Below are 21,296 nucleotides of genomic sequence, written 5' to 3' on the forward strand. Positions count from 1 at the left end.
CTGGCCTTGACGCTTTCTCGTCCCACTATGTGGCTGGCCCTATGCAGGTTGGGGCCTCACCTTATTTGGAGTTGGTGTTGGCGTTAGCTTTGTTGCTGTCACCTGTCAAATCGAAGCGGTGGAACGCCTGTCGCTGCCGTTTCGCTCATTATTGAAGTGTGCGGCCAGTATCTTTTGTGAATGGCTCATGGTCCATATCCTGCATTGGCCGGTGCTCTTTTGACGGGCTTTGGCTGTTCGATGGTGTTCCCGGCGATGAGAGCTGAAGTCGCCAAGCTGGTGCCGCCTCATCTGTGTGGGACAACGTTTGGCGGATTCGCGGACTTCCAAGATCTTGCGTATGCCGTAACGGGACCGGCAGTCGGATTGTTGGCTGATAGATCAAGCTATACGTCGGCGTTTCTGATTGGTGGTATTGCGGCGACGTTCGCACTCGGTATCGTAATCTCGGTGCATAAGCGCGCAGGCATTGCCGTGTAGTGAGTGAGGAAAAATCGCGGCTTCTGTAGTTAATCTTGCCCCTCCTAATTATCGAAGGAACCGCATGCGGAATTGGCCTGCCGGCACGTTGTGGAGTTGTCCCCCGACGAATTGTCCGAGCTGCGCCGGGACATGGTCGAGTCATCAGGTATTCTTGAAGCTGGTCCCGTTATTCTGGTGTCCACGAGGGGGACAGATGGCCGAACGAATTTGATGACCGCAGGTTTCCACATGATGATGCAGCATGCCCCACCGCTGGTCGGTGTGATTTTCGGCCCTTGGGATTACAGCTATCAAGCATGGCAAGATCCTCTGTTGATGCATGTCATGCATCCAGAAAATTCGTCTACAGAACAATATAAAAAACAAGACGAACTTCTAGCATATTATTTTTCAAAGTATTATAAGTGATTTTTTGATCTGGATAATTTAGTTCTGTCAGTTTACAGCCCCGTCTTCCAGCCGTATCGTAGGCCCACTCATACGTCCCACTTTTCATTAACCACTGGCTTTCCGTCTTGTTTTCCCTTTGCAGACGGATATGTTCGTCAATAGCCAGAGTATTAAGCTGATGATAGATTGCAGATTTTTTCCGTTTGAGTTTATCCAGGCAAAGAATCTGCCAGAGTTTTTACCAGCCATCCACTGACTTCTGCATCAAGAACGGGGCATTCTGTTACTGGATCCTGTCTCGGACAGGTAAGGCGATGCTCAAGATACCTTTTTGCAGCATGAGCCGTCTCAATCTGTTTACCCAGACCTTCAATCCGTTCCTGGAGTATACCCCTCGTTCCGCCTTTTGATTCTTTACCGATAACTGCTGAAATATCGGACAGTGTAAGGTGCCCGGAATGCTGTAAGAGTTGTATCAACACCAGCCGTTTCAGCTCCTTTTCCCCGTAATAACGACGTCCTGCATGCCGGGACGCAGGCAGCAAGAGGTTAATTTCTTCATAATAGCGAAGAGCAGAAGGGCGAATGTTGAATAATCTGGAAACTTCGCCAATTGACAGGAACAATGTTTTTTCATTCATAGTACGGATTTTATGCAAAATTAACCTTGACTTCAAGTTGACTTGAACCATTAGCGTTTTCACTGTGTACACGCCGCGGCTACTTTCCCGGTCTGTACCACTACATTTCAAACTTTCCAGTACATAAGGAGTAATGCATGAACAGTGAAAGCACTATACATGGCAATGTAGCCCCGGGATTCGGGCGCGTAAAAGAGGAGTTTGCAGCGGTTGCAGCGGCAGAGGGCGGCTCCCTCAGCGCACAACTGGCAGCCTACCATAATGGGAAACTTGTTGTTGATTTGTGGACGGGACCAGAGATCCAGGGTGATTCTCTTCTTGGCGCTTATTCTGCAAGTAAGGGGGCGGGCGCATTAATTGTCGCACTGCTTACACAGGAAAGAATACTTAACCTTGAAGAAAAGGTGAGCCACTATTGGCCAGAATTTGCTGTAAATGGTAAAGCCCATATCACTTTACGTGAGTTGATGAGCCATCAGGCGGGTCTGGTTGGTTCGGATGAGGGATTCACTATTGAACAGCTTGCTGATGACCGTTATGTTGCGGCACGCCTTGGCGCACAACGTCCCTACTGGCAACCCGGTTCAGCGTTCGGTTACCATGCTCTGGTTATGGGGGCTCTCGAAAATGAAGTCGTATATCGTGCCACAGGGAAAACTGTGCAGGAGATTTTCTCTGAGCGGGTGAGAATCCCTTATAATATTGACTTTTATTTGGGGCTGACGGAAGCGCTTGACAGTCGATATCTTCACTCGCGCCCACACATATCCACGCCTGAACGGGTGGCATTACTGGCTGCAAGAGCAACTGCACCTGACAGCATTACGGGGGTTGCTTTTAACAGGCATCATCCACAGAACCCTGCTGTATGGGAGCTAACGAACCTGGATATAGTTCGACGTTCCGGGACTGTCTCATTTGGAGGTGTCGCCTCAGCACGTGGCCTGGCGAAAATGTACGCCGTTTCGATCACTTCTGTTGATAACAAAGCACCGCTACTTAATCCTGAAACCGTTTCATCATTCAGCCAGATACAGTCTATCGGACATGATGTTGTTCTTAAGGATTTTAAAGCTTTCGCTGTCGGCTTCCACGCCACGTCTGAATACTATCCGTCCCTCGGTCAGGGGGCATTTGGTCATAGCGGAGCGGGGGGACAACAGGCTTTTGCCGATCCCCGGAATGGTCTGGCTTATGGATATACGCGCAGGCGATTCCCTTTCCCGAATGCTCAGGCTCCTGAAAATGATCGTCTGGTAAAAGCGCTCTATGCTGCGATAGGACAATAATTCTTAAATTACGAGGATGGGAGTGTACAGATAATAAGCCCTCCCCGAATTCCCAGATTTTGAGATTTTGAGATTTTGAGATTTTGAGATTTTGAGATTTTGAGATTTTGGAAGGACACAATATCATTGCATCTGCGGTCATATAAGGCCATTTTTTTACGATGTATATATAAAAGTCATCTCAGAAACTGAGATGACTTTTATCGTAGGTGCGTGCATCCTTTTTAGCAAACCGAAGATGGTTTGACAGTGCGGATTATGCGTAATCGTCGTCTCAGCACCGTCTGGCAGATCCTGAAATTCCTGCGAGGATAGTGGACATCAAATATGGTGGACGCTATACATGAAGTCATTAACCGCAGTGCGTAAAAAAAGCCCTTATTATCCCGTTGAGTTCAAAACCAAAATGGTTGAACTCTCACATCAACCAGAGATCTCCGTAGCGCAACTCGCTCGTCAGCATGGGATCAACGATAATCCGTTGTTCAAGTGGCGTCAGTACTGGCGCGAAGGAAAACTGATCTTACCCAGCAATAGTGGACACGCGACTAAGTGAGTAAACTCTCAACCAGAGGTGACTCGCATGACAAAACCAACATCAACCACCAAAAAGCCACACAAGCAGCACACTCCTGAATTTCGTCAGGAAGCCCTGAAACTGGCTGAACGCATTGGGGTGGCAGCTGCCGCCCGCGAACTTAACCTGTATGAATCACAGCTCTACAACTGGCGAAGCAAACATTCAGTGACGCAAAACAACGCTATGGCGCGCCACGCCTGACGGATGAGCTTCGTGCCCAGGGTTACCGGTTCAACGTGAAAACCGTGGCTACCAGCCTGCGTCGTCAGGGGCTACGGGCGAAAGCTTCACGAAAGTTCAGTCCGGTCAGTTACCGCGAACATGGTCTGCCAGTCTCAGAGAATCTGCTGAAGCAGGGCTTTTACGCCAGCGGCCCGAATCAGAAGTGGGTGGGTGACATCACGTATCTTCGCACTGGTGAAGGCTGGCTTTATCTGGCCGTGGTTATCGATCTGTGGTCGCGGTCAGTCATTGGTTGGTCGATGTCCTCACGGATGACAGCACAGCTTGCTTGCGATGCGTTACAGATGGCGCTGTGGCGGCGTAAACGTCCGGAAAACGTCATCGTGCATACAGACAGAGGCTGTCAGTACTGTTCAACGGATTACCAGAGCTTGCTGAAACGCCATAATCTGCGGGGGAGTATGAGCGCCAGAGGTTGTTGTTACGACAATGCCTGTGCGGAAAGCTTCTTCCATACGCTGAAGGTGGAATGTATCCACGGAGAGGACTTTGTCAGCCGGGAAATCATGCGGACAACAGTGTTTAATTATATTGAGTGTGATTACAATCGGTGGCGTCGTCACGGTACCTGTGGCGGTCTTAGTCCGGAACAATTTGAAAACCAGAACCTCGCTTAGGGTTGTGTCCATATTACGCGGGTAGGATCAAACTACGTCCTCCTTCAACAACAGAAAACAGCGTACCTGAGCTGCTCCCAATAACACTTGATGCCGAAGATGTTGTTCCTGCGACCTCCTCACTGTTAGAACCTGTAGCTGCTGCAGCACCTGAATCACTCAATATCTGCTGTGAAGTGACGTTCCGGCACGGATCACTCCGTCTGAATGGTGCCATCAGCGAAAATACGGGAGCTTAAACGCTGATTCCATTACCATCAGGGACAAAGATCTGGCTGGTCGCTGATATCACCGATATGAGAAACGGTTTTAACGGACTGGCGGCAAAGGTGCAGACGACGCTGAAAGACAATCCGATGTCAGGTCACGTTTTTATCTTCCGTGGGCGTAATGGTAGTCAGGTAAAGCTCCTCTGGTCTACCGGCGATGGACTGTGTCTGCTGACCAAACGGCTGGAGCGCGGCCGCTTCGCCTGGCCGTCAGCCCGAGATGGTAAAGAGATGAAAACGCTATCGCGACACTCGGAGCTGGCGAAGGCCTTCACGTACGCCCTGAACCAGTGGCCAGCGCTGGCGTACTATGCGGAGGACGGCTGGGTCGAAGCAGATAACAACATCGCTGAAAATGCCCTACGGAAGGTCAGCCTGGGTCGTAAAAACTGGTTGTTCTTCGGCTCAGACCACGGAGGTGAACGTGGAGCGCTGCTGTACAGTCTGCTCGGGACATGCAAACTGAACGGAGTGGATCCGAAAGGCTACCTCCGCCATGTGCTTGACGTCATAGCGGACTGGAAGGTCAACCGGGTCAGCGAACTGCTCCCCTGGCGCATCACACTGCCAACTGAATAACCTATCCCCATCAATACGGTTCTCGCTGGATGCTTACCATTGAACTGGGGTCCTAGCCAGCAACCTCTCTTTCTAACGCCAAACAGCAACGTAAAAGTGTCCGCAACATGCTTAATAGCTTTGCAAAATTAGTGCGGCTACGTTGTGTATTCGCATTGTCATCGATCACTATTTCTGCTATTCAATCGATGACAATTCGTACCGGGCATCACTGGCGTAATGCAGGGGGCATTTTATATAGTGCCGTTGGTTCAGTAATTCGGGGAGCTAAAATCGCTCAGAAAAGTACCGGGTAAGATAAGTAATGCACGTTTTAATTCTCCCGCTGGTAGACGGACGCTGAGGATACACAGCCCAGATATCCGCTTCCTGATACCATTGAGGGAGGATATGAATGAGCTTGCCATTTTCGATATACTTCTCCACATCCCAGGTAGAACGTAATACAATTCCGTGGTTCAGTAATGCCCAGGTCAGCACAACACTGCCGCTGTTTGACGTATGAAACGTATTCAGACGGCAGGTAAATTCCTGTTGTCCATCCGTCAACACCCAGTTTCCAAGAACAGCATTACGCTCCTGGAGCATCAGACAATGATGATCAACAAGCTCATCAATTGATGATGGCATACCAGCCTGATGAAGGTAATCCGGGGAGGCACACAAAATACGACGGTTTGTGGCGAGTTTTTTCGCTATATAAATTTCTTTAAAATCATTCCCGACGTGTATCTCAATATCTATCCCTTCTTCAACCAGATCAACATCGCGATCGCTGAGCAGTAATTTTACTTTAAGCCCTGGATACGACCGTATCAGCCCTGACAGCGCCCCGGCAACATACTCGTTTCCAAAACCGAAAGAGCAACTGATGGTGATATTGCCGCTGAGCATATCATCCGGCTCTGTAATGCTGCTGACGTAATCACCCATCTGCTCAACCAGCTGTATCGCTCCGGAGAGGGCATTTTCACCGTCAACGGTCAGACGTACCATCCGGTTATTGCGAAAAAATAAGCGGGTATTCAGGTTTTTTTCAAGCAGTGCGATCCGTTTACTGATATAGGAAGCCGATTGCCCAAGCTCAAGCGCTGCCCGGGAGAAACTACCGTTTCGGGCAACGGTGATAAACACTTGTAAATCTTCAACAGAAGGCCAGCCTTCATGAGGCTGACGGTAATATTTACCAACAATATTTTTTTTCATAATCAGTCAGAAAATTCAGGAGTACAGGAGCGTTATAGCACTGTTCCGAGAAAAGACTGAACACGGTGAAGAAAAATTTCCGGGATCTCTTCATGAGGAGAATGCCCGCAGGGAAGCGCTTCTCCCCTGATATCTTTTGCCTTTCCGGACCAGGTCTCAACAACATCATATAACTGACCTACTGTGCCTTTTGCCCCCCACAGTAAAAGCAGCGGACACTCGATACGCTTGTGTCGATCCTGTTGATCATCATCCAGATCTATGGAAGCCGAAGCCCGATAATCCTCACAGACTGAGTGAATCATATCCGGATTCTGGTAGCACCTCAGATAGTCATTAAATGCCTTATCTTCAGTAGCCCCTGGGGTCTTGAGCTGACCTCCGATATGTTTTCGCAAGAAAAACTCCGGGTCATGCGCAATCATTTTTTCCGGCAATGGCTCCGGCTGGATCAAAAAAAACCACCAGAAATAACGAGTGGCAAAAGCTTTATCGGTCCGTGCATACATGGTGGCAGTGGGGGCGATATCAATGAAAGTACAGCTTGTAACCCGGTGGGGATAATCAAGAGCAAGCCTGTGCCCCACCCGCCCCCCCCGATCATGACCAATAAAGGAAAAAGTCTGGATCTGGAGTGCATTCATCAGCATGACAATGTCATTTGCCATGACACGTTTTGAATACGGGCGGTGTGTCTCATCGCTGGCGGGTTTTGAACTGTCACCATATCCGCGCAGGTCGGGAAGGATAACCGTATAATATTTTGCCAGTTCCGGCGCAACCTTACGCCAGGTAACATGGTTTTGCGGGTGCCCATGCAGCATCACCAGAGGAGCTCCGCTGCCCCCTATCGCAACCCGGAGCATGATACCATTTTCCAGGACAACATCCCTGAGTTCAAAGCCAGGAATGAAAGGGGATGCACCACGTTCATAGATTGTATTCATGACCTTGTCCTTATACCAGCATAGCCGCAGCATCTGTATATCCTGCATCCCGAACGACATTGTGCAGTACCCCGATATGCTCAATTTCCACTTCCACAACATCACCATCATGCAGAAAAAGTGGCGGCGTACGTTTCTTCCCGACCCCACCGGGAGATCCGGTAAGAATGACATCACCGGCAGAAAGAACGGTAAATGTGCTGATATAAGCAATGAGAAATGCGATGCTGTGTATCATATTCGCCGTGGAGTCCCGCTGAACTTCGCGACCATTTAATCGGGTAACAAGCTGTATATTTTGTGGTTCCGGGATTTCATCTGCCGTAACAAGCCAAGGACCAAAAGCCCCCGTTGATGGCCAGTTTTTCCCTGCTGTATACCAGGTGTGCTGCCAGTCTCTTACAGAACCATCCATATAGCAGCTGTATCCGGCCACGAAGCTTAAAGCCTGTTCTTCAGAAACATGTGAACAACGCCGACCTATCACAACAGCAAGTTCGCCTTCATAATCAAACTCACAAGTGTTATTGGGTTTGAGCAATACCGAATTATGACCGACCTGAGTATCCGGAAAACGAATAAATAAGGTGGGTGCCGGATTTATTTCATTAAATTCCTTTCGCTTTTCCGCGTAGTTCATACCTGCGCAAATAATTTTCCCAGGCTCATCAATGACGGGAAGAAACGGTATAGCCTGAATATCGTGATCCGGATTGTCATACCGAAATGTTGCGGCTTCCGGCAGGGCATTATTTTCCAGCAAGGATTTGAGGGTCGGATATCTGTCCCCCAGTCTCAGAAAGAGATCAATAATACCGGTATTCTCCTTGATGATGCCGTAACGTCTGCGGTTATGAATACTGTACTGAACGAGTTTCATTATTTATCTCCTGTTATCAGTCCGTTACAGGTTGTGGTTTCAGCCAGGGGGAGCGGGAAAAATACTGTTTTTCAAACCGCGTTATGTCCTGCTGATATTTTAACGTCCAGCCAATAGCATCCCCTCCAGCAGATAACATCTCACGAACCATCTGACTGACATGGAAAGGAAATACACCATTTTGTGTGATGATCTCCCCGTCCGTGAGAGAAACGGTGATACGGTTCATTTCAGGATCGTTTGCAATCCGGCTTAACTGTTTTACTGAAGCATCGTCCAGGGAGAGGGTCAGTATGCCGTTACGCTGGCAGTTATCATTAAAAATACCGGCAAAAGTAGAGCCGATCAGCGCCCGGATACCGAGCTGTTTCAGACCCCATACAGCATGCTCCCGGCTGGAACCGCATCCAAAATTTGGACCTGTCAGCAAAAAAGAAGCATTCTGCCAGCCAGGCCTGTTTAAGATGAAGTCCTCATTCAGTTGCCCGTCCGGGGTAAAACGGAGATCAAAAAACACGCCTTTATCCAGACCGGCACGATCAATTCCCTTAAGGAATTGCTTTGGCATAATGACATCGGTATCAATATTCGCGTCAGGCATGGGAGCAATAACACCTGTAATCTGATTAAACTCGTCCATTTTCTTCTCCGGAATCAAGCAAAAGGCGTACATCTTCAAGGTGTCCGGCAACGGCAGCTGCTGCGACCATGGCGGGGCTCATCAGATGTGTTCTGGCACCTGCCCCTTGTCTGCCGGGAAAATTGCGGTTAGTACTGGATGCACAGCGCTCCCCCGGTAGAAGTACATCCTCATTCATGGCCAGACACATTGAACAGCCGGACTGCCGCCATTCAAATCCTGCATCAATGAATATTCTCGCCAGCCCTTCGTTTTCTGCCTGCTTCCGGACCTGCGTGGAACCGGGAACAATAATGCCTCTTACGTGGGGCGCAATTTTTCTGCCTGCCAGCACACGGGCTGCGGCTCTGAGATCTTCAATCCTTCCATTCGTACAGGAGCCAATAAATGCATGGGAGATCCGGATATCGCGAAATGGTGTACCGGGTGCAAGCTCCATATACTGCAGAGCCTTCTTTATAGCCTGCTGCTTTAAGGGGTCCGGTTCTTTTCCGGGAAAAGGAACTGAACCGCCAATTGAACCGGTCTGGTCGGGGCTTATTCCCCAGGTCACTTTGGGTTCAATTTCCCGGCAGTCAATTTCCACTGTTTTGTCAAATACCGCATCAGGATCGCTGTACAGGGTTGACCACCGGGCTAATGCCTGGTCCCATAACTCGCCATTCGGTATCTGAGGTTTCCCCTGAATGTAATCAAACACTTTCCGATCCGGGGCAATAATTGCGCCACGGGCGCCTGCTTCCACAGCCATATTACATAGGGTCATGCGTCCTTCCATACTGAGGGAACGGATTGCTTCACCCTGAAATTCTATGGCATAGCCTGTAGCACCAGATGCACCGGTTTTTTCAAGCAGCTGTAGAATGATATCTTTGGCTGAGCAGGCCCAGGGTAATGTATTGCTAACCATGACCTTCATATTCTTTAGTCGACGATATATGAGCGTCTGCGTCGCCAGAAGATGTTCTATTTCCGATGTACCAATGCCAAATCCAAGCGCGCCAAACGCACCATATGTCGTGGTATGACTGTCACCTGCGGCAATAACCATACCAGGCATAATCAATCCCTGTTCATGCGCTACGACGTGTTCAATTCCCTGACGCGGATCCATCACATCGAATAGCTCAATTCCAAAGTCCCGGGCATTCCTGCGAAAATAATCCACCTGCAGTTGTCCGCCGGGATCGGTCATGGACGCATCCCTGTCTGGTCTGGTGGGATTAACGTGATCGATATTAAGCAGAAAAGCCTCCGGATGGCGTACCGTACGATGATGCTCCCGTATGCCACTGAAAGCCTGCGGGCTTGTATATTCATTAAGGATAGAACGGTCTATATAAAGAAGGACATGCCCTTCTTTATCAAGTTCCCGCACTGTATGTGTTTCAATCAGTTTTTCGTAAAGTGTTTTGGCTAACATTGACTTATCCAGAGTAACTAATGCTACAGGCTCAGGGGTGATAAATACGTCGCTTTTGTATCATGCCATAAATCTGGCAATACATTATTTCTATAAAGAAAAGTACTGCATTACAGAGTGTGTATTGAACTAAATAATTTCGGAAAGACTGTTTTTCTCGGCTGCTTTTTGATACTCGTATTTCGCTGATATCACCCGTGTGATCATAAGCCCAATGCCCAGCATAACAAGACAGGATATCGCCAGACCGCCCCACCCTTGTATGGCGAACAACCAGCCATTGACATACCCCATTACCGCACCACCGGAATAATAAGAGAGTAAATAAAAAGAGGTGGCCTGTCCTTTTGCACTGGATGTTCTGGCACTGACCCAGGCAAGAATGATTGAATGTGATGAGAAGAATGCAGCTGAAAGGAGCACCACGCCAGATATAAATAACCAGACAGACTCAGCAATAAATGTAATAAACACCCCAACCATCATAAAACTAATTAAAAAACTTAAAACATTCATTGATCCATATCGGATTGCCTGACGAGCAGCATAAGGTGCAATGAAAAAAGTAAGGGAAAAACTCAGTGGTATTAGCCCAATCCATGTATAGTCGAGGTTGTACGGAGCATTGTGTAAATTAAAAGCTAAAAAATTAAAGATGGACGTAAATGAACCGAACAGAATAAAACCTGTTATGAAACATAACGAAACTTTAATGTTTCTGATATGGTTCAGTCCCCCCCGGAAGACAACCGATAACTGTAGTGATGAGGATGCTTTAAAATTTCTCGATGCCGGTAACAGGAATTTCACCGCAAGAGCAATAATAATCAGGACACAACCAAAAAGAGAAAATATAACTTCAACAGAAAAATGCTCCATCATCTGGGTCGCAATAACCCTCCCTGACATACTTCCCAGAGAATTGCCAAAGATAAAATAACTGGTGATGATCCCGGCCATACCCGGAGAGACCTCTTCACTGATATATACCGTAATTGCTGCAGTAACACCGCTGACCGCAATACCCAGCAGTGCCCGGAAGATAACTAAAACCTGCCATGATGGTGCCAGCGCGCACAGTAACGTCAAAACACCTCCGGCAAAAAGGGATGCAAATATTACAGGTTTGCGACCAAAGCGATCCGATAACGAACCGCTGAACAACATGGCAAATGCCAGGAACCCTACTTCGGCAGATAATATCATGCCAACCTGATTCAGCGGAATATGATAAACCTCACTCAGTTTTGGTAGCAGCGCCTGAATAGAGTACAGTGATGCAAGTTCAGCCAGTCCGGCAAGTGGCAGAATAAACAACATTGGAAAATAACTGCCACTTCCGTCTTTTATTATATTCCCCATTGCTATCTCCAGTATTTATTTCCTGACACAACCTCAGGTCAGGATTCAGCATCTAAGGTAGTGAATAAAAAAATTATGTAGGGTGATAGCCATCACGCTTTAGCCTTAGCAATATTTCACAAATGTGTTTTACTAATTTCCAATAAGACATCTTGATGCACTAGAAAAATTTACCCAGCCCAATTTAAACTATCCTAGAAGGGATTATCAGAGTGTCTCAACTGATAATTTCTGAAGGTAAAAATATGACAGACAGCAGATGGCGGATAGACTGGCCCCCTGAATCTCCAGACAGTTGGTATCACTTAAGTTAGTGGTAAGCGTAAAGTGATCGCCGTATTGACGACTATTTATTGGTGGGATCTGCCTTCCATGACAGGAGCTCGGCGACTTTGTTCGACGGCCACTCCGGTAGCACACTCAGTATATGGCGAAGGTAATCACCGATCCGTTTCAGAGCCTCTTCTGCTGTGAAGTGGTCAACAAAAACTGGCCACCGCGTTAGAGTTTTTCCAGTATCGGTTTTCTGATTCGTTTGGTGGTAACCCACCATTATATTCGTGCGGTCTTATTGCGCTGTAATATCCAACGATATAGTCCGTTATTGCGTGGGCTGCATCGCTGAAGCTTACATAGCCCGTCGCCGGCACCCATTCGTTCTTCAGACTCCTGAAGAAGCGCTCCATTGGGCTGTTATCCCAGCAGTTTCCACGCCGACTCATACTCTGCCTGAACCGGTATCGCCACAGTAACTGCCGGAACTGCCTGCTCGTATAATGACTGCCTTGAGCGCTGTGGAACATCACCCCGACTGGCTTACCACGGGTTTCCCATGCCATTTCCAGTGCTTTCATGGTGAGCCTGCTGTCCGGCGAGAACGACATGGCCCAGCCCACTGGTTTTCTTGCGAACAGGTCGGGAACAACGGCGAGGTACGCCCAGCGCTTACCTGTCCAGATATAGGTCACATCACCGCACCACACCTGATTTGGTTCCGTTACGGCGAACTGTCGCTCAAGATGATTCGGGATAGCAACGTGCTCATGACCGCCACGCTTATACCGGTGAGTCGGCTGCTGGCAACTGACCAGCCCCAGCTCTTTCATGAGTCTGCCAGCAAGCCAGCGCCCCATCTGGTAGCCTCTCTGGGTTGCCATTGTGGCGATGCTTCTTGCTCCGGCAGAGCCCTGGCTGATGCCATGCAGTTCAAGTACCTGACTGCGTAATACAGCCCGTCTGCCGTCTGGCTTTTCAGGACGGTTTTTCCAGTATTTGTAGCTGCTGCGATGAACCCCGAACACATGGCAGAGAGTGGCCACAGGATAACGCGCCCTGAGTTTCCCGATTATCGAGAACTGTTCAGGGAGTCTGACATCAAGAGCGCGGTAGCCTTTTTTAATATTTCATTTTCCATTTCAATACGTTGTAGCTTTTTCCTGAGCTCACGGATTTCAATTTGTTCCGGGGTAATGGGGGAGGCTTTTGGTGTTTTGCCCTGCCGTTCATCACGTAATTGTTTCACCCATCGCGTCATTGTGGAAAGGCCGACATCCATAGCGCTGGCTGCATCTGCCACGGTATAGTGCTGGTCAACGACCAGTTGAGCGGATTCGCGTTTAAACTCTGCGCTGAAATTTTTTTTTTTCATTATGGCACCTGTGTTGTTCTGAGGTGAGCATATCACCTCTGTTCAGGTGGCCAAATTCAGTAAACCACTTCATCAACGATTTCCGTCCCTGCGGAGTTACCCAGCTATCGTTATTTGATGAGGTAGGTCGTATGCAAACAGTGACGCGCTCATGAATGTACTGGATACGATAAACAACTCAGGCAAAGGTAAAGTATGGTTTGCCGGTCGGGGCATCGCACCGGCGTGGTCAATGAAGAGAGATATGCTCTCTCCAGCCTACACAACGAGATGGGACTCGATACCGATCGCTACACTCTGAGGTATCGCAATCAGGAAAAATGCCTTCCGTCTGCTGGTGGTTGATATTTGCTCTGGTGTTACCATTTGGGTATAATGTAATGACCAAATGGAGGTTTGCTATGAAAACTTTTAGTTTGTCCTCAACTCCAGCCAGACCACAGCGCCTCTGGCAGGTTGCCGGGTTAAATAATGCTGATGGCGTAGCGCTTCTGGGCCAAATCAATGAAGGCCTGGACGGGAAGGTGGCGAACCGGATCACTGACTGGGCCAGAATAACCCAGAATGACCTGAGAAAAATGTCCGGTATCCCGTCAACCACATTTAGCCGCAGTGTGAAGGCACGTTTTAACCCGGAACAAAGTGAACGTCTGGTACGTATTATCCGCGTCATTGATCGGGCGGTAGATTTGTTTGAAGGCGACAGGGAAGCCGCACAGAAGTGGTTGAACGAACCTAACCGGGCATTGAGCTGGAAAGTGCCAGCAGACCTGATGGCATCCGAAACGGGAGCCTATGAGGTCATTAAGCTGATTACGCGTCTGGAGCATGGGGTGTACTCGTGATCCTCTACAGGCTGACGAAAACAAAGTATCTTTCTACGGCCTGGACCGGATATGGTGCGAAAGAGGCTGGTGGGCGCTGGAATAGCGTGGGGGTGTCAATGGTATATGTCTCCGAAACGGCTTCACTAACGATGCTGGAGACGCTGGTACACCTGCATGCGGCACAGATAATGGACTCTTTCACGCTATTGAGTATCGATGTGCCTGATGAACTGATCCAAAGCGCAAACATGGATGAATTACCGGGCAACTGGGCTGATGAGGATGCGCCTCAGGAACTGGCTGATTACGGAGATGCCTGGTCATTTACCAGGAGCTCGGTTGCACTGCGTGTTCCCTCAGCCTTATCGCCGGTAGAGTTCAATTATCTGTTAAATCCTGAGCACCCTGAGTTTTACGGGATCGTGCTGAAGGCTCAACAGATACCGTTCCGGTTTGATAGTCGTCTTAAACCTGACAGGAAGTGAAGCAAGAGATGATAGGGCGCTGTCATGATGCCTGGCGCTCCTGTCCGGTGTCACATAAAAAAAGCCCGCCAGCGGCGGGCAAAGACTACACACAGCTATTACAGGATGATTCAGGCAGTTTCTTCGTAAACGTGGTAATGACTCCAACTTACTGATAGTGTTTTATGTTCAGATAATGCCCGGCTTTGTTGAATAAATCAGATTTCGGGTAAGTCTCCCCCGTAGCGGGTTGTGTTTTCAGGTAATACGCACGCTTTCAGGCATACCTGCTTTCGTCATTTTGTTCAGCGCTCGTACCAGGGCCATAGCCTCCGCAACCTGACCATCGTAGTCACGCAGCGTCAGTGAACCCCCGAACAGCTGTTTTACCCGGTACATCGCCGTTTCCGCTATCGAGCGACGGTTGTAATCTGTTGTCCATTTCCACCGCGCATTACTCCCGGTCATTCGCTGATTAGCCACTGCACGGTTACGGTCTGCATATTCACCGGGCCAGTAACCCGCACCTTTTCGGGGTGGGATAAGCGCGCTGATTTTCTTACGCCGCAGTTCATCGTGACAGAGCCGGGTGTCGTAAGCGCCGTCTGCCGATGCTGCCCTGATTTTTCTGTGAGTCTGCCGGATAAGACCCGGGAAGGCTTCTGAGTCCGTCACATTGTTCAGCGACAGGTCAGCGCAGATGATTTCATGTGTTTTACTGTCAACGGCGAGATGCAGCTTACGCCAGATACGGCGGCGTTCCTGGCCATGCTTTTTGACTTTCCACTCGCCTTCACCGAAGACCTTCAGCCCGGTGGAATCAATTACCAGGTGTGCGATTTCACCCCGGGTGGGCGTTTTGAAACTGACATTAACCGACTTTGCCCGCCTACTGACACAGCTGTAATCCGGGCAGCGCAACGGAACATTCATCAGTGTAAAAATGGAATCAATAAAACCCTGCGCAGCGCGCAGGGTCAGCCTGAATACGCGTTTAATGACCAGCACAGTCGTGATGGCAAGGTCAGAATAGCGCTGAGGTCTGCCTCGTGAAGAAGGTGTTGCTGACTCATACCAGGCCTGAATAGCTTCATCATCCAGCCAGAAAGTTATGGAGCCACGGTTGATGAGGGCTTTATTGTAGGTGGGCCAGTTGGTGATTTTGAACTTTTGCTTTGCCACGGAACGGTCTGCGTTGTCGGGAAGATGCGTGATCTGATCCTTCAACTCAGCAAAAGTTCGATTTATTCAACAAAGCCGGTGAGAAGATAAATACCGGGAATAATAGAGCGTGACGCAGTTTACACGTGAGTATTCGCGTATGTTCGGTCAACCACCGGCTCGCAGTATCTGTGACGCTCGCGAAAGTGAATAGTCGGTGAAGTGCGTTGCGCCGATAGATGGCCTGGCTTAACAGGAGGAATCGTTTTCAGCGCATGCCCTTATCCCGAAGCTCATCCAGTCATCATCAGGAATAACCAGTGTCGGCTGCCTGTTACGTACCACTGGCACCTTTCAATAATGGAGGCTCAATCTGATTAGGCGGGGATGGACGTATGAAGACGGCCAGGCTAAGCGCCAGCAAACTGCACCAGAAAACGAGGTGATAACCGCTGATATGTGCGGCAACGTGCGCTTCTCGCGCCAGCAATTGAGCGATTCCCGCCACCCCTGGTTCAGCACGTTCCACTACCCAGGGATCGCCAGCCGAAAAATAATTGCTCAGGCTTGCGCGACTGGTGTCACCGGATATTCGCAGCCACGTTGACATGACTGTACCGGCCGCAACCGGCATCAGCACGCGGGCGATGGATACATATGCCCCCAGCGCCACGCCGTGCAGTGGATTGAGATTTGTGACAAAAGCGGCAATAAGACCGGTAAGCATGATGCTTTCGCCTAACGACTGCATACCAAGGATCGTGACGAATTGATCCACCCTCCAGTCATGGCTGACGTAGGTGCCTTGCCAGGCGGTCAGGGCAATGACGATCAGGCCGCAGATGATAAGGAGCCGGGGTTCTATTCGTCTTGCCAGGTAAATGGCCAGTGGTGTCGCAGCAAGGTAGGCACCGAAAGCAATCCACGTCGCGGTGCCGGTCTGCATTGGCTTCAGGTTCCCCATTTGCGTCAGGAATGTCGGGATCAGCAGAGACGTGGGGGTCATCAGCACGCCGAACAGGCAGGCGATCACCAGACAGATGCAAATATTGCGGTTGCCGAAGGCAATGAGACTTGAAAAGCTGTCTTTCTGGATGAGGGCGCGTAACACGGATGCGCAGAACAGGACGACTCCACCGGCCAGCGTGGACATGGCGAGTCCGGAATCGCTCCAGCCCAGTCGCTCGGCCGAGTCGATGCCAATGAAAGCCAGAACCAGCGCCGAGCAGAACAGGGTCAATCCAGCCCAGTCGCCCTGCCGTAACTGGGAGCGGTCGAGCGGTGACAACGGCAACGCCTTCCATGCCAGAAAAGCAATGACCGGGCTGACAAAGGCAGTTGTCCAGTACACCCAATGCCAGCCAACCTCCTCGACCAGAAAAGCGGAGGTGCCATAGCCGGCGTCCATGCCCGTAGACACGCGCAGACTGTATGCCCCCATGACTACCAACCAGAAACGGGGATGCACGCTTCGCAGCGCCAGCGAAATGGTTAACGGCAGATAAATACCCAGGCACAACCCGACAATGGCGTGCAGTGTGACCAGCACCGGATAGTGGTGGGCGAATGCGGGGATCAGGAAGGCGACGAGACCGAGCATGAGGCTGGGCGCAACCAGCAGACGGGTTGGCCCGATTACCGTGGCAAGCCAGGGAGCGATCGGCATTGTGACAAGTTGCGCACCATTTAATGCCGTACCCAGCCAGGCGGCTTCCAGCACATCCAGGCCGAACTGCCCGCGTAAGTCGGGCAGGGCCGCCGAAAATAAGCGCCCCTGAAATGTGGTGAGCACAGCGCCAAGAAAAATTGTCGCGACCGTCAGTATAGGGCGCGGACGCGTCGTGTTAGCAAAAAAGTTGGTCAGCGCCACCGTCAGCCTCCTGCACGGCCAGGGCCGGCAGCAAGTTGCGCTGTTTTCGGCATGCCCGCCGCATAAGGCGCAATAATCTCCCCCCTGGTATCGATGCGTGTTTCCACCGACATGCCGGCCCGCAAGCGGCTCAGATTATGCTGGCCCGGCTCCAATTCGATACGCACGGGGATCCTCTGTACCACCTTGGTGAAGTTGCCCGATGCGTTATCTGCGGGCAGCAGAGCGGACTCTGCACCGCTCATGGGTGCTATTTCAGACACGCGGCCCCGGAATACTTTACCTGGCAAGCCATCCACCGTCAGTGACACAGGTTGTCCCGCTTTGACATGGGCAAGCTGGGTTTCCTTATAGTTGGCAACCACGTAGGACTGCGAGTCCGGGACGATCGACACAATCTGTGCTCCATTGCCGATCAGGTTGCCCACTTGCACATGGCGTTTGTTCAGCATGCCGTCAAAGGGGGCGACAATACGCGTATAGGCCAGATTTTTGAGTGTGGTTTCCAGCTGAGCGCGGGCGGCATCAATATCAGCCTGTCGCACGGCACGCTGGCCCTTCAGGACTTTCATAGAATGGAGTGCCAGTTCCAGTTCAGCCGCAGTCGCGTCACGCTGACTGACGGCTTGATCGAAGTCTGCCTGAGCTGTTTCGAAACGCTGACGTGACAATGCGCCAGCCCTGACGAGTTCCGCCTGCCGGGCCGGATCGTTCTTGTACTGGATCACCCTTACCTCTGCCGTTTTGACATTGGCTTGCGACGCTTTGATGCGCGCACGTTGCTGAGCAATTTCACCGTCCAGATTATCCAGGTTCGCCTGTGCCTTAGCCAGGGCAGCCTGTGCCGCCGCTACCGCAAATCCATATTCGCTGTCATCTATCTGCGCGATCAGGTCGCCTGCGTGTACTTTTTCATAGTCGCCCACTGGCAGGTTTTTGATATAACCGGATACCCTGGCACTTAGTACCGCGTAATCCGCTTTCACATACGCATTCTGGGTCGTCTGGATTCTGTGGCTGCTCGTCCATTCAGACCATTGCGTCGTTGCCAGGAATACGAAGGTGATGACGGCAATGCACCCCAGCCAGGGCGCAATACGTAGCGCAAGAGGGCGTCGTTCAGTTGCTTTTTCAGGTGTGCTCATGATTATTTCCACGGGATATTGCTTGTTGCATCGGTTGCACTAAAGCCACCGCCCAAAGCGCGATTGAGCTCCACGTCCAGAACAAGCGCGCGTTTTTTCAGGATTAACTGCTCACGACGCTCATACAGCAGCGCGTTTTGGGCGTTCAGAACTGTCAGGTAGTCGGTCAGTCCGGATTCGTATTGTCTTCGTGCCAGGCTGAAAGCAACCTGCCTGGCCGCCAGTGCCTGTTTTTGCGCGTTAAGTTGCGGTAGCAGGGCATCCAGAGACACCAGCCGATCCGCCACATCGCGCACGGCGTTCAGCAACGCCGAGTTGTAAGTCTCAATGGCGGCATCCAACTCTGCCGCCCGGCCTTTATACTGCGCCCGCAATCGGCCGGCATCGAAAATGGGCAAGCTGATGGCAGGAGCCACACCATAGGTGCGGCTGCCTGCGGTCAGCCAGTCAGACAAACCGACAGTCAACCCTGTGCGTGCCAATCCCGCGAACGCACGCAAGCTGATATTGGGGTAGAAATCCGCCCTGGCGACTTCGGCATGTTGTGTGGCAGCTTCCACTCGCCAGCGGGCAGCAACAACATCTGGACGATGCCCGAGCAACTCTGCGGGTATCGAGTCAGGAAGCTCGCCGTCCACCGCCGCCGTCATCAAGTCCGGTCGCGCATTCTCCAGCGCATCCAGCGGTAGTCCTGCCAGAGTTGATAAGGCATGCCGTTGCAAGGCGATCTGCTCATCCAGTTGCAGGATGTCGCGCTCGGTCACCGGGAGGTCGCCCTGGGCCTGCTGACGCTCCACTTCGGTATCCAGGCCAGCGCGAACTCTTTGTTCGACTAACTGCAAGGTCTGACGCCGCAATTGCAGTGACTGCTGTGCCAAATCCCGCATGGCAAACAGATGGGATAATTCAAACCAGGCGCTGGCGATACGGCTGGTCAACATCAGCCGGGCGGCCCCGACCTCGGCTTCTTGCGCCGCCGTCTCTCCCAGTGCCGCCCGCAGCGCCGCACGCTGCCTCCCCCAGAAGTCAAAGGTATATTGCACGTCCGCGCTCAGCGTAAACGTCGTGCCGAAATTTCCTGCGAGTGGCGGGGCCGCGTCATACGCCTGCGCGTAGCGCTTGCGTACCGCATTAGCATCTGCGCTAATCGTCGGCCATCGCTGCGCACCGGCCTGTTCAGCGATGGCGGCGGCCTGTACCAGACGGGCCCGGGCCAGACGCACATCCGGACTCGACGACAGGGCGCGATCCATGAGGCTGTTCAGTTCCGGGTCACGATAACGCTCCCACCAGTGAGGGGATGGCCATCGCCAGGGCGTATCGCTGACGGTGCCCACTGCCGTCGTTGTGAGCATTTTTGCCCTGGGTGTGCTGCGATCCAGCCCCCCCATACCGGCACACCCTGTCAGGCTTGCCGTCAGTAAACCGATCAAAAGATGGTGTTTCATTTCAAACCTAACATTGTTAGTCTTTGGGCTGGATGATACACTAACATTGTTAGTTTGCAACCCCGTAAGGGATGAGAGAATGAAAGCCCCACGAATACAAAGAGAGCAAATTATCCAGACCGCTCTGGCACTGCTGAATGAGAATGGCCTCGAAGGGTTGACCCTGCGCAAGCTCGCACAGGCATTGCGCATCCAGGCGCCCTCTCTGTACTGGCATTTCGGAAGTAAACAGGCGCTGATCGACGGCATGGCCGATGCATTGGTGCAGGACGTCGCCCTTCACTTTGTCGACGAGCAAACATGGGCAGACCGCATCCGACAAGTCGCCGGAGAACTGCGTCAGGCGCTACTGCAACATCGTGACGGCGCGCGGGTATTCGCTGGCACATACGTCGTCACAGATAATGTGCTGAGAACCAGCGAAGCGTTGATTTCCGCTTTTGTCCAAGCTGGAGCAGACGCTCAGCTTGCAGTGACGGGCAGTTTCAGCGTGACCTATTACGTGCTGGGTTTCGTGATGGAAGAGCAGGCCCTGGGACCAGGCAGTTCGCTTGATCTTCCTTCGAGAAAGCAGGCATTCATCGAACTGGCGCAAAAGAAATATCCCCACAACTGGCGTGCGCGTGACGCGATATTTTCGGAAGAGTTCGCGGGGAGGTTCTTGGTCGGGCTGGATTTGTTAATCGACGGGATACAACTGCGCATTCATGCAGGCACCTGTCCGCCTGCCTGACGTGACAAGGATTTTTCTCATGCACATTTTGCTCGATCAATTCCCGCAAGTATGGGTATCCGCCGCGCCTTCATCCACCTGGGAGGCCGAACTGGATGCTTTGCTAAGCCGGGGCGAACGTTTTGTCTTATTGACCCGCAACCTGCCTGATAAAGAGCACTCCAGTAGCACAGAGAAAAAAGCGTTCGCTCTGTGGTTTAAACGCAATCGGAAACGGCTTGCCGAGGTTTGCGCGGGCAGCATTGTTATCGTCCCCAACGAAATGGTTGCGACTGGTTTGGTTCCTCTGGTAGCGCCGTTGTGCAGGGTGTTCGGTTACCCGGTTCGGGTCGTGACAGAAGAACGTCTTGATGGCGAAATAGCCAATCTGATTGGCGAATGTTGATGCGCGGTCATAGCGACCGGATATGGCGGTTATTAACATTCCGCAACAGGGAAGCCGGATTAATGA

Annotated in this window: 19 protein-coding genes and 5 pseudogenes; 11 read left to right on the forward strand and 13 right to left on the reverse strand. The window is 51.1% G+C overall.

The genetic code is table 11. The features are described 5' to 3' along the window. The first annotated feature begins 693 nt into the window (after window positions 1–693). Window positions 694–891, forward strand: coding sequence for a hypothetical protein (locus HVX64_RS24060; RefSeq protein WP_244140992.1), 198 nt, complete (start codon window positions 694–696; stop codon window positions 889–891). A 191-nt stretch (window positions 892–1,082) separates the two neighbouring features. Here the strand turns inward: HVX64_RS24060 and HVX64_RS03795 are convergent, their stop codons facing one another. Then, entirely contained in the window at window positions 1,083–1,565 is a 483-nt protein-coding gene (locus HVX64_RS03795; RefSeq protein ID WP_080966873.1) for a MerR family transcriptional regulator, read from the reverse strand. An 86-nt stretch (window positions 1,566–1,651) separates the two neighbouring features. Here HVX64_RS03795 and HVX64_RS03800 point away from each other — a divergent pair, with 86 nt between their 5' ends. The 5 genes and pseudogenes from HVX64_RS03800 to HVX64_RS24070 all read left to right on the forward strand — a co-directional run. Continuing rightward, window positions 1,652–2,803, forward strand: a complete 1,152-nt coding sequence (locus tag HVX64_RS03800; RefSeq protein ID WP_181368273.1) for a serine hydrolase domain-containing protein — start codon at window positions 1,652–1,654, stop codon at window positions 2,801–2,803. A gap of 343 nt (window positions 2,804–3,146) precedes the next feature. Continuing rightward, the gene (locus tag HVX64_RS03805; protein ID WP_142861279.1) at window positions 3,147–3,359 is read left to right on the forward strand and encodes a transposase; all 213 of its coding nucleotides are present in this window, start codon (window positions 3,147–3,149) and stop codon (window positions 3,357–3,359) included. Between the two features lie 27 nt (window positions 3,360–3,386). Then, a pseudogene (locus tag HVX64_RS03810) lies at window positions 3,387–4,243 on the forward strand (IS3 family transposase). Window positions 4,244–4,539: 296 nt separating this feature from the next. Continuing rightward, window positions 4,540–4,701: pseudogene (gene tnpB, locus HVX64_RS24065) on the forward strand (IS66 family insertion sequence element accessory protein TnpB); the annotation flags it as partial. Between the two features lie 36 nt (window positions 4,702–4,737). Continuing rightward, window positions 4,738–5,091 (forward strand): annotated as a pseudogene (locus tag HVX64_RS24070) (transposase); the annotation flags it as partial. A 267-nt stretch (window positions 5,092–5,358) separates the two neighbouring features. Here HVX64_RS24070 and HVX64_RS03820 read toward each other — a convergent pair. The 8 genes and pseudogenes from HVX64_RS03820 to HVX64_RS03850 form a co-directional block, all read right to left on the reverse strand. Beyond that, entirely contained in the window at window positions 5,359–6,297 is a 939-nt protein-coding gene (locus tag HVX64_RS03820; protein ID WP_023287225.1) for a LysR family transcriptional regulator, read from the reverse strand. Between the two features lie 32 nt (window positions 6,298–6,329). Continuing rightward, window positions 6,330–7,244 carry an alpha/beta hydrolase gene (locus tag HVX64_RS03825; RefSeq protein WP_023287224.1) on the reverse strand — a complete coding sequence of 305 codons (915 nt, stop codon included), beginning with the start codon at window positions 7,242–7,244 and terminating at the stop codon, window positions 6,330–6,332. A gap of 10 nt (window positions 7,245–7,254) precedes the next feature. Next, window positions 7,255–8,124 carry a fumarylacetoacetate hydrolase family protein gene (locus HVX64_RS03830; RefSeq protein ID WP_023287223.1) on the reverse strand — a complete coding sequence of 290 codons (870 nt, stop codon included), beginning with the start codon at window positions 8,122–8,124 and terminating at the stop codon, window positions 7,255–7,257. Window positions 8,125–8,140: 16 nt separating this feature from the next. After that, complete coding sequence (gene leuD / locus HVX64_RS03835) at window positions 8,141–8,764, reverse strand: 3-isopropylmalate dehydratase small subunit (protein ID WP_023287222.1); 624 nt, start codon at window positions 8,762–8,764, stop codon at window positions 8,141–8,143. Continuing rightward, on the reverse strand, window positions 8,751–10,187 hold the full coding sequence (gene leuC / locus HVX64_RS03840) for a 3-isopropylmalate dehydratase large subunit (protein WP_023288222.1): 1,437 nt from the start codon (window positions 10,185–10,187) through the stop codon (window positions 8,751–8,753). Before leuC ends, leuD begins: the two co-directional genes overlap by 14 nt. Before the next feature lie 129 nt (window positions 10,188–10,316). Beyond that, entirely contained in the window at window positions 10,317–11,549 is a 1,233-nt protein-coding gene (locus tag HVX64_RS03845) for an MFS transporter (protein WP_023288221.1), read from the reverse strand. A 346-nt stretch (window positions 11,550–11,895) separates the two neighbouring features. After that, window positions 11,896–11,988: pseudogene (locus HVX64_RS24075) on the reverse strand (hypothetical protein); the annotation flags it as partial. Window positions 11,989–12,028: 40 nt separating this feature from the next. Continuing rightward, window positions 12,029–13,197 (reverse strand): IS3 family transposase gene (locus tag HVX64_RS03850; RefSeq protein WP_181825286.1). Its coding sequence is split into 2 segments (ribosomal slippage): window positions 12,029–12,948 and window positions 12,948–13,197, totalling 1,170 coding nucleotides; the frame shifts between segments, so codons are not numbered across the junction. Window positions 13,198–13,268: 71 nt separating this feature from the next. On the opposite strand from HVX64_RS03850, the pseudogene HVX64_RS03855 reads away from it, so the two are divergent. The 3 genes and pseudogenes from HVX64_RS03855 to HVX64_RS03865 form a co-directional block, all read left to right on the forward strand. Then, window positions 13,269–13,498, forward strand: a pseudogene (locus HVX64_RS03855) (DUF4113 domain-containing protein); the annotation flags it as partial. A gap of 100 nt (window positions 13,499–13,598) precedes the next feature. Further along, window positions 13,599–14,042, forward strand: a complete 444-nt coding sequence (locus HVX64_RS03860; protein WP_032413443.1) for an antitoxin Xre/MbcA/ParS toxin-binding domain-containing protein — start codon at window positions 13,599–13,601, stop codon at window positions 14,040–14,042. Beyond that, a complete protein-coding gene (locus HVX64_RS03865; protein WP_004883378.1) occupies window positions 14,039–14,509 on the forward strand; it encodes an RES family NAD+ phosphorylase in 471 nt (156 codons plus the stop codon). Before HVX64_RS03860 ends, HVX64_RS03865 begins: the two co-directional genes overlap by 4 nt. A gap of 237 nt (window positions 14,510–14,746) precedes the next feature. Here the strand turns inward: HVX64_RS03865 and HVX64_RS03870 are convergent, their stop codons facing one another. The 4 genes from HVX64_RS03870 to HVX64_RS03885 form a co-directional block, all read right to left on the reverse strand. Then, window positions 14,747–15,670 (reverse strand): IS5-like element IS903B family transposase, encoded by a 924-nt coding sequence (locus tag HVX64_RS03870; protein WP_346010953.1) that lies wholly within the window; start codon window positions 15,668–15,670, stop codon window positions 14,747–14,749. Window positions 15,671–15,983: 313 nt separating this feature from the next. Then, window positions 15,984–17,519 carry an MFS transporter gene (locus HVX64_RS03875; RefSeq protein WP_181825288.1) on the reverse strand — a complete coding sequence of 512 codons (1,536 nt, stop codon included), beginning with the start codon at window positions 17,517–17,519 and terminating at the stop codon, window positions 15,984–15,986. A 2-nt stretch (window positions 17,520–17,521) separates the two neighbouring features. After that, window positions 17,522–18,664, reverse strand: a complete 1,143-nt coding sequence (locus tag HVX64_RS03880; RefSeq protein ID WP_181825289.1) for an HlyD family secretion protein — start codon at window positions 18,662–18,664, stop codon at window positions 17,522–17,524. A 2-nt stretch (window positions 18,665–18,666) separates the two neighbouring features. Beyond that, a complete protein-coding gene (locus HVX64_RS03885) occupies window positions 18,667–20,112 on the reverse strand; it encodes an efflux transporter outer membrane subunit (RefSeq protein WP_181825290.1) in 1,446 nt (481 codons plus the stop codon). 79 nt (window positions 20,113–20,191) lie between these two features. Here HVX64_RS03885 and HVX64_RS03890 point away from each other — a divergent pair, with 79 nt between their 5' ends. Beyond that, the gene (locus HVX64_RS03890) at window positions 20,192–20,845 is read left to right on the forward strand and encodes a TetR/AcrR family transcriptional regulator C-terminal domain-containing protein (RefSeq protein WP_181825291.1); all 654 of its coding nucleotides are present in this window, start codon (window positions 20,192–20,194) and stop codon (window positions 20,843–20,845) included. A 19-nt stretch (window positions 20,846–20,864) separates the two neighbouring features. Next, window positions 20,865–21,230, forward strand: a complete 366-nt coding sequence (locus tag HVX64_RS03895) for a hypothetical protein (protein WP_181825292.1) — start codon at window positions 20,865–20,867, stop codon at window positions 21,228–21,230. Window positions 21,231–21,296 lie beyond the last annotated feature (66 nt).

The organism is Citrobacter sp. RHB20-C16 (assembly GCF_013890155.1).
GTDB lineage: Bacteria > Pseudomonadota > Gammaproteobacteria > Enterobacterales > Enterobacteriaceae > Citrobacter_A > Citrobacter_A amalonaticus.

Excerpts from the sequence above, each read along its gene's own strand:
- HVX64_RS03885 (WP_181825290.1), bottom strand. The coding sequence starts at position 20,112 with ATGAAACACCATCTTTTGATCGGTTTACTGACGGCAAGCCTGACAGGG.
- leuC (WP_023288222.1), bottom strand. The coding sequence starts at position 10,187 with ATGTTAGCCAAAACACTTTACGAAAAACTGATTGAAACACATACAGTG.
- HVX64_RS03830 (WP_023287223.1), bottom strand. The coding sequence starts at position 8,124 with ATGAAACTCGTTCAGTACAGTATTCATAACCGCAGACGTTACGGCATC.
- HVX64_RS03805 (WP_142861279.1), top strand. The coding sequence starts at position 3,147 with ATGAAGTCATTAACCGCAGTGCGTAAAAAAAGCCCTTATTATCCCGTT.
- HVX64_RS03800 (WP_181368273.1), top strand. The coding sequence starts at position 1,652 with ATGAACAGTGAAAGCACTATACATGGCAATGTAGCCCCGGGATTCGGG.
- HVX64_RS03825 (WP_023287224.1), bottom strand. The coding sequence starts at position 7,244 with ATGAATACAATCTATGAACGTGGTGCATCCCCTTTCATTCCTGGCTTT.
- leuD (WP_023287222.1), bottom strand. The coding sequence starts at position 8,764 with ATGGACGAGTTTAATCAGATTACAGGTGTTATTGCTCCCATGCCTGAC.
- HVX64_RS03845 (WP_023288221.1), bottom strand. The coding sequence starts at position 11,549 with ATGGGGAATATAATAAAAGACGGAAGTGGCAGTTATTTTCCAATGTTG.
- HVX64_RS03860 (WP_032413443.1), top strand. The coding sequence starts at position 13,599 with ATGAAAACTTTTAGTTTGTCCTCAACTCCAGCCAGACCACAGCGCCTC.
- HVX64_RS24060 (WP_244140992.1), top strand. The coding sequence starts at position 694 with ATGACCGCAGGTTTCCACATGATGATGCAGCATGCCCCACCGCTGGTC.
- HVX64_RS03890 (WP_181825291.1), top strand. The coding sequence starts at position 20,192 with ATGAAAGCCCCACGAATACAAAGAGAGCAAATTATCCAGACCGCTCTG.
- HVX64_RS03820 (WP_023287225.1), bottom strand. The coding sequence starts at position 6,297 with ATGAAAAAAAATATTGTTGGTAAATATTACCGTCAGCCTCATGAAGGC.
- HVX64_RS03880 (WP_181825289.1), bottom strand. The coding sequence starts at position 18,664 with ATGAGCACACCTGAAAAAGCAACTGAACGACGCCCTCTTGCGCTACGT.
- HVX64_RS03895 (WP_181825292.1), top strand. The coding sequence starts at position 20,865 with ATGCACATTTTGCTCGATCAATTCCCGCAAGTATGGGTATCCGCCGCG.
- HVX64_RS03795 (WP_080966873.1), bottom strand. The coding sequence starts at position 1,565 with ATGGTTCAAGTCAACTTGAAGTCAAGGTTAATTTTGCATAAAATCCGT.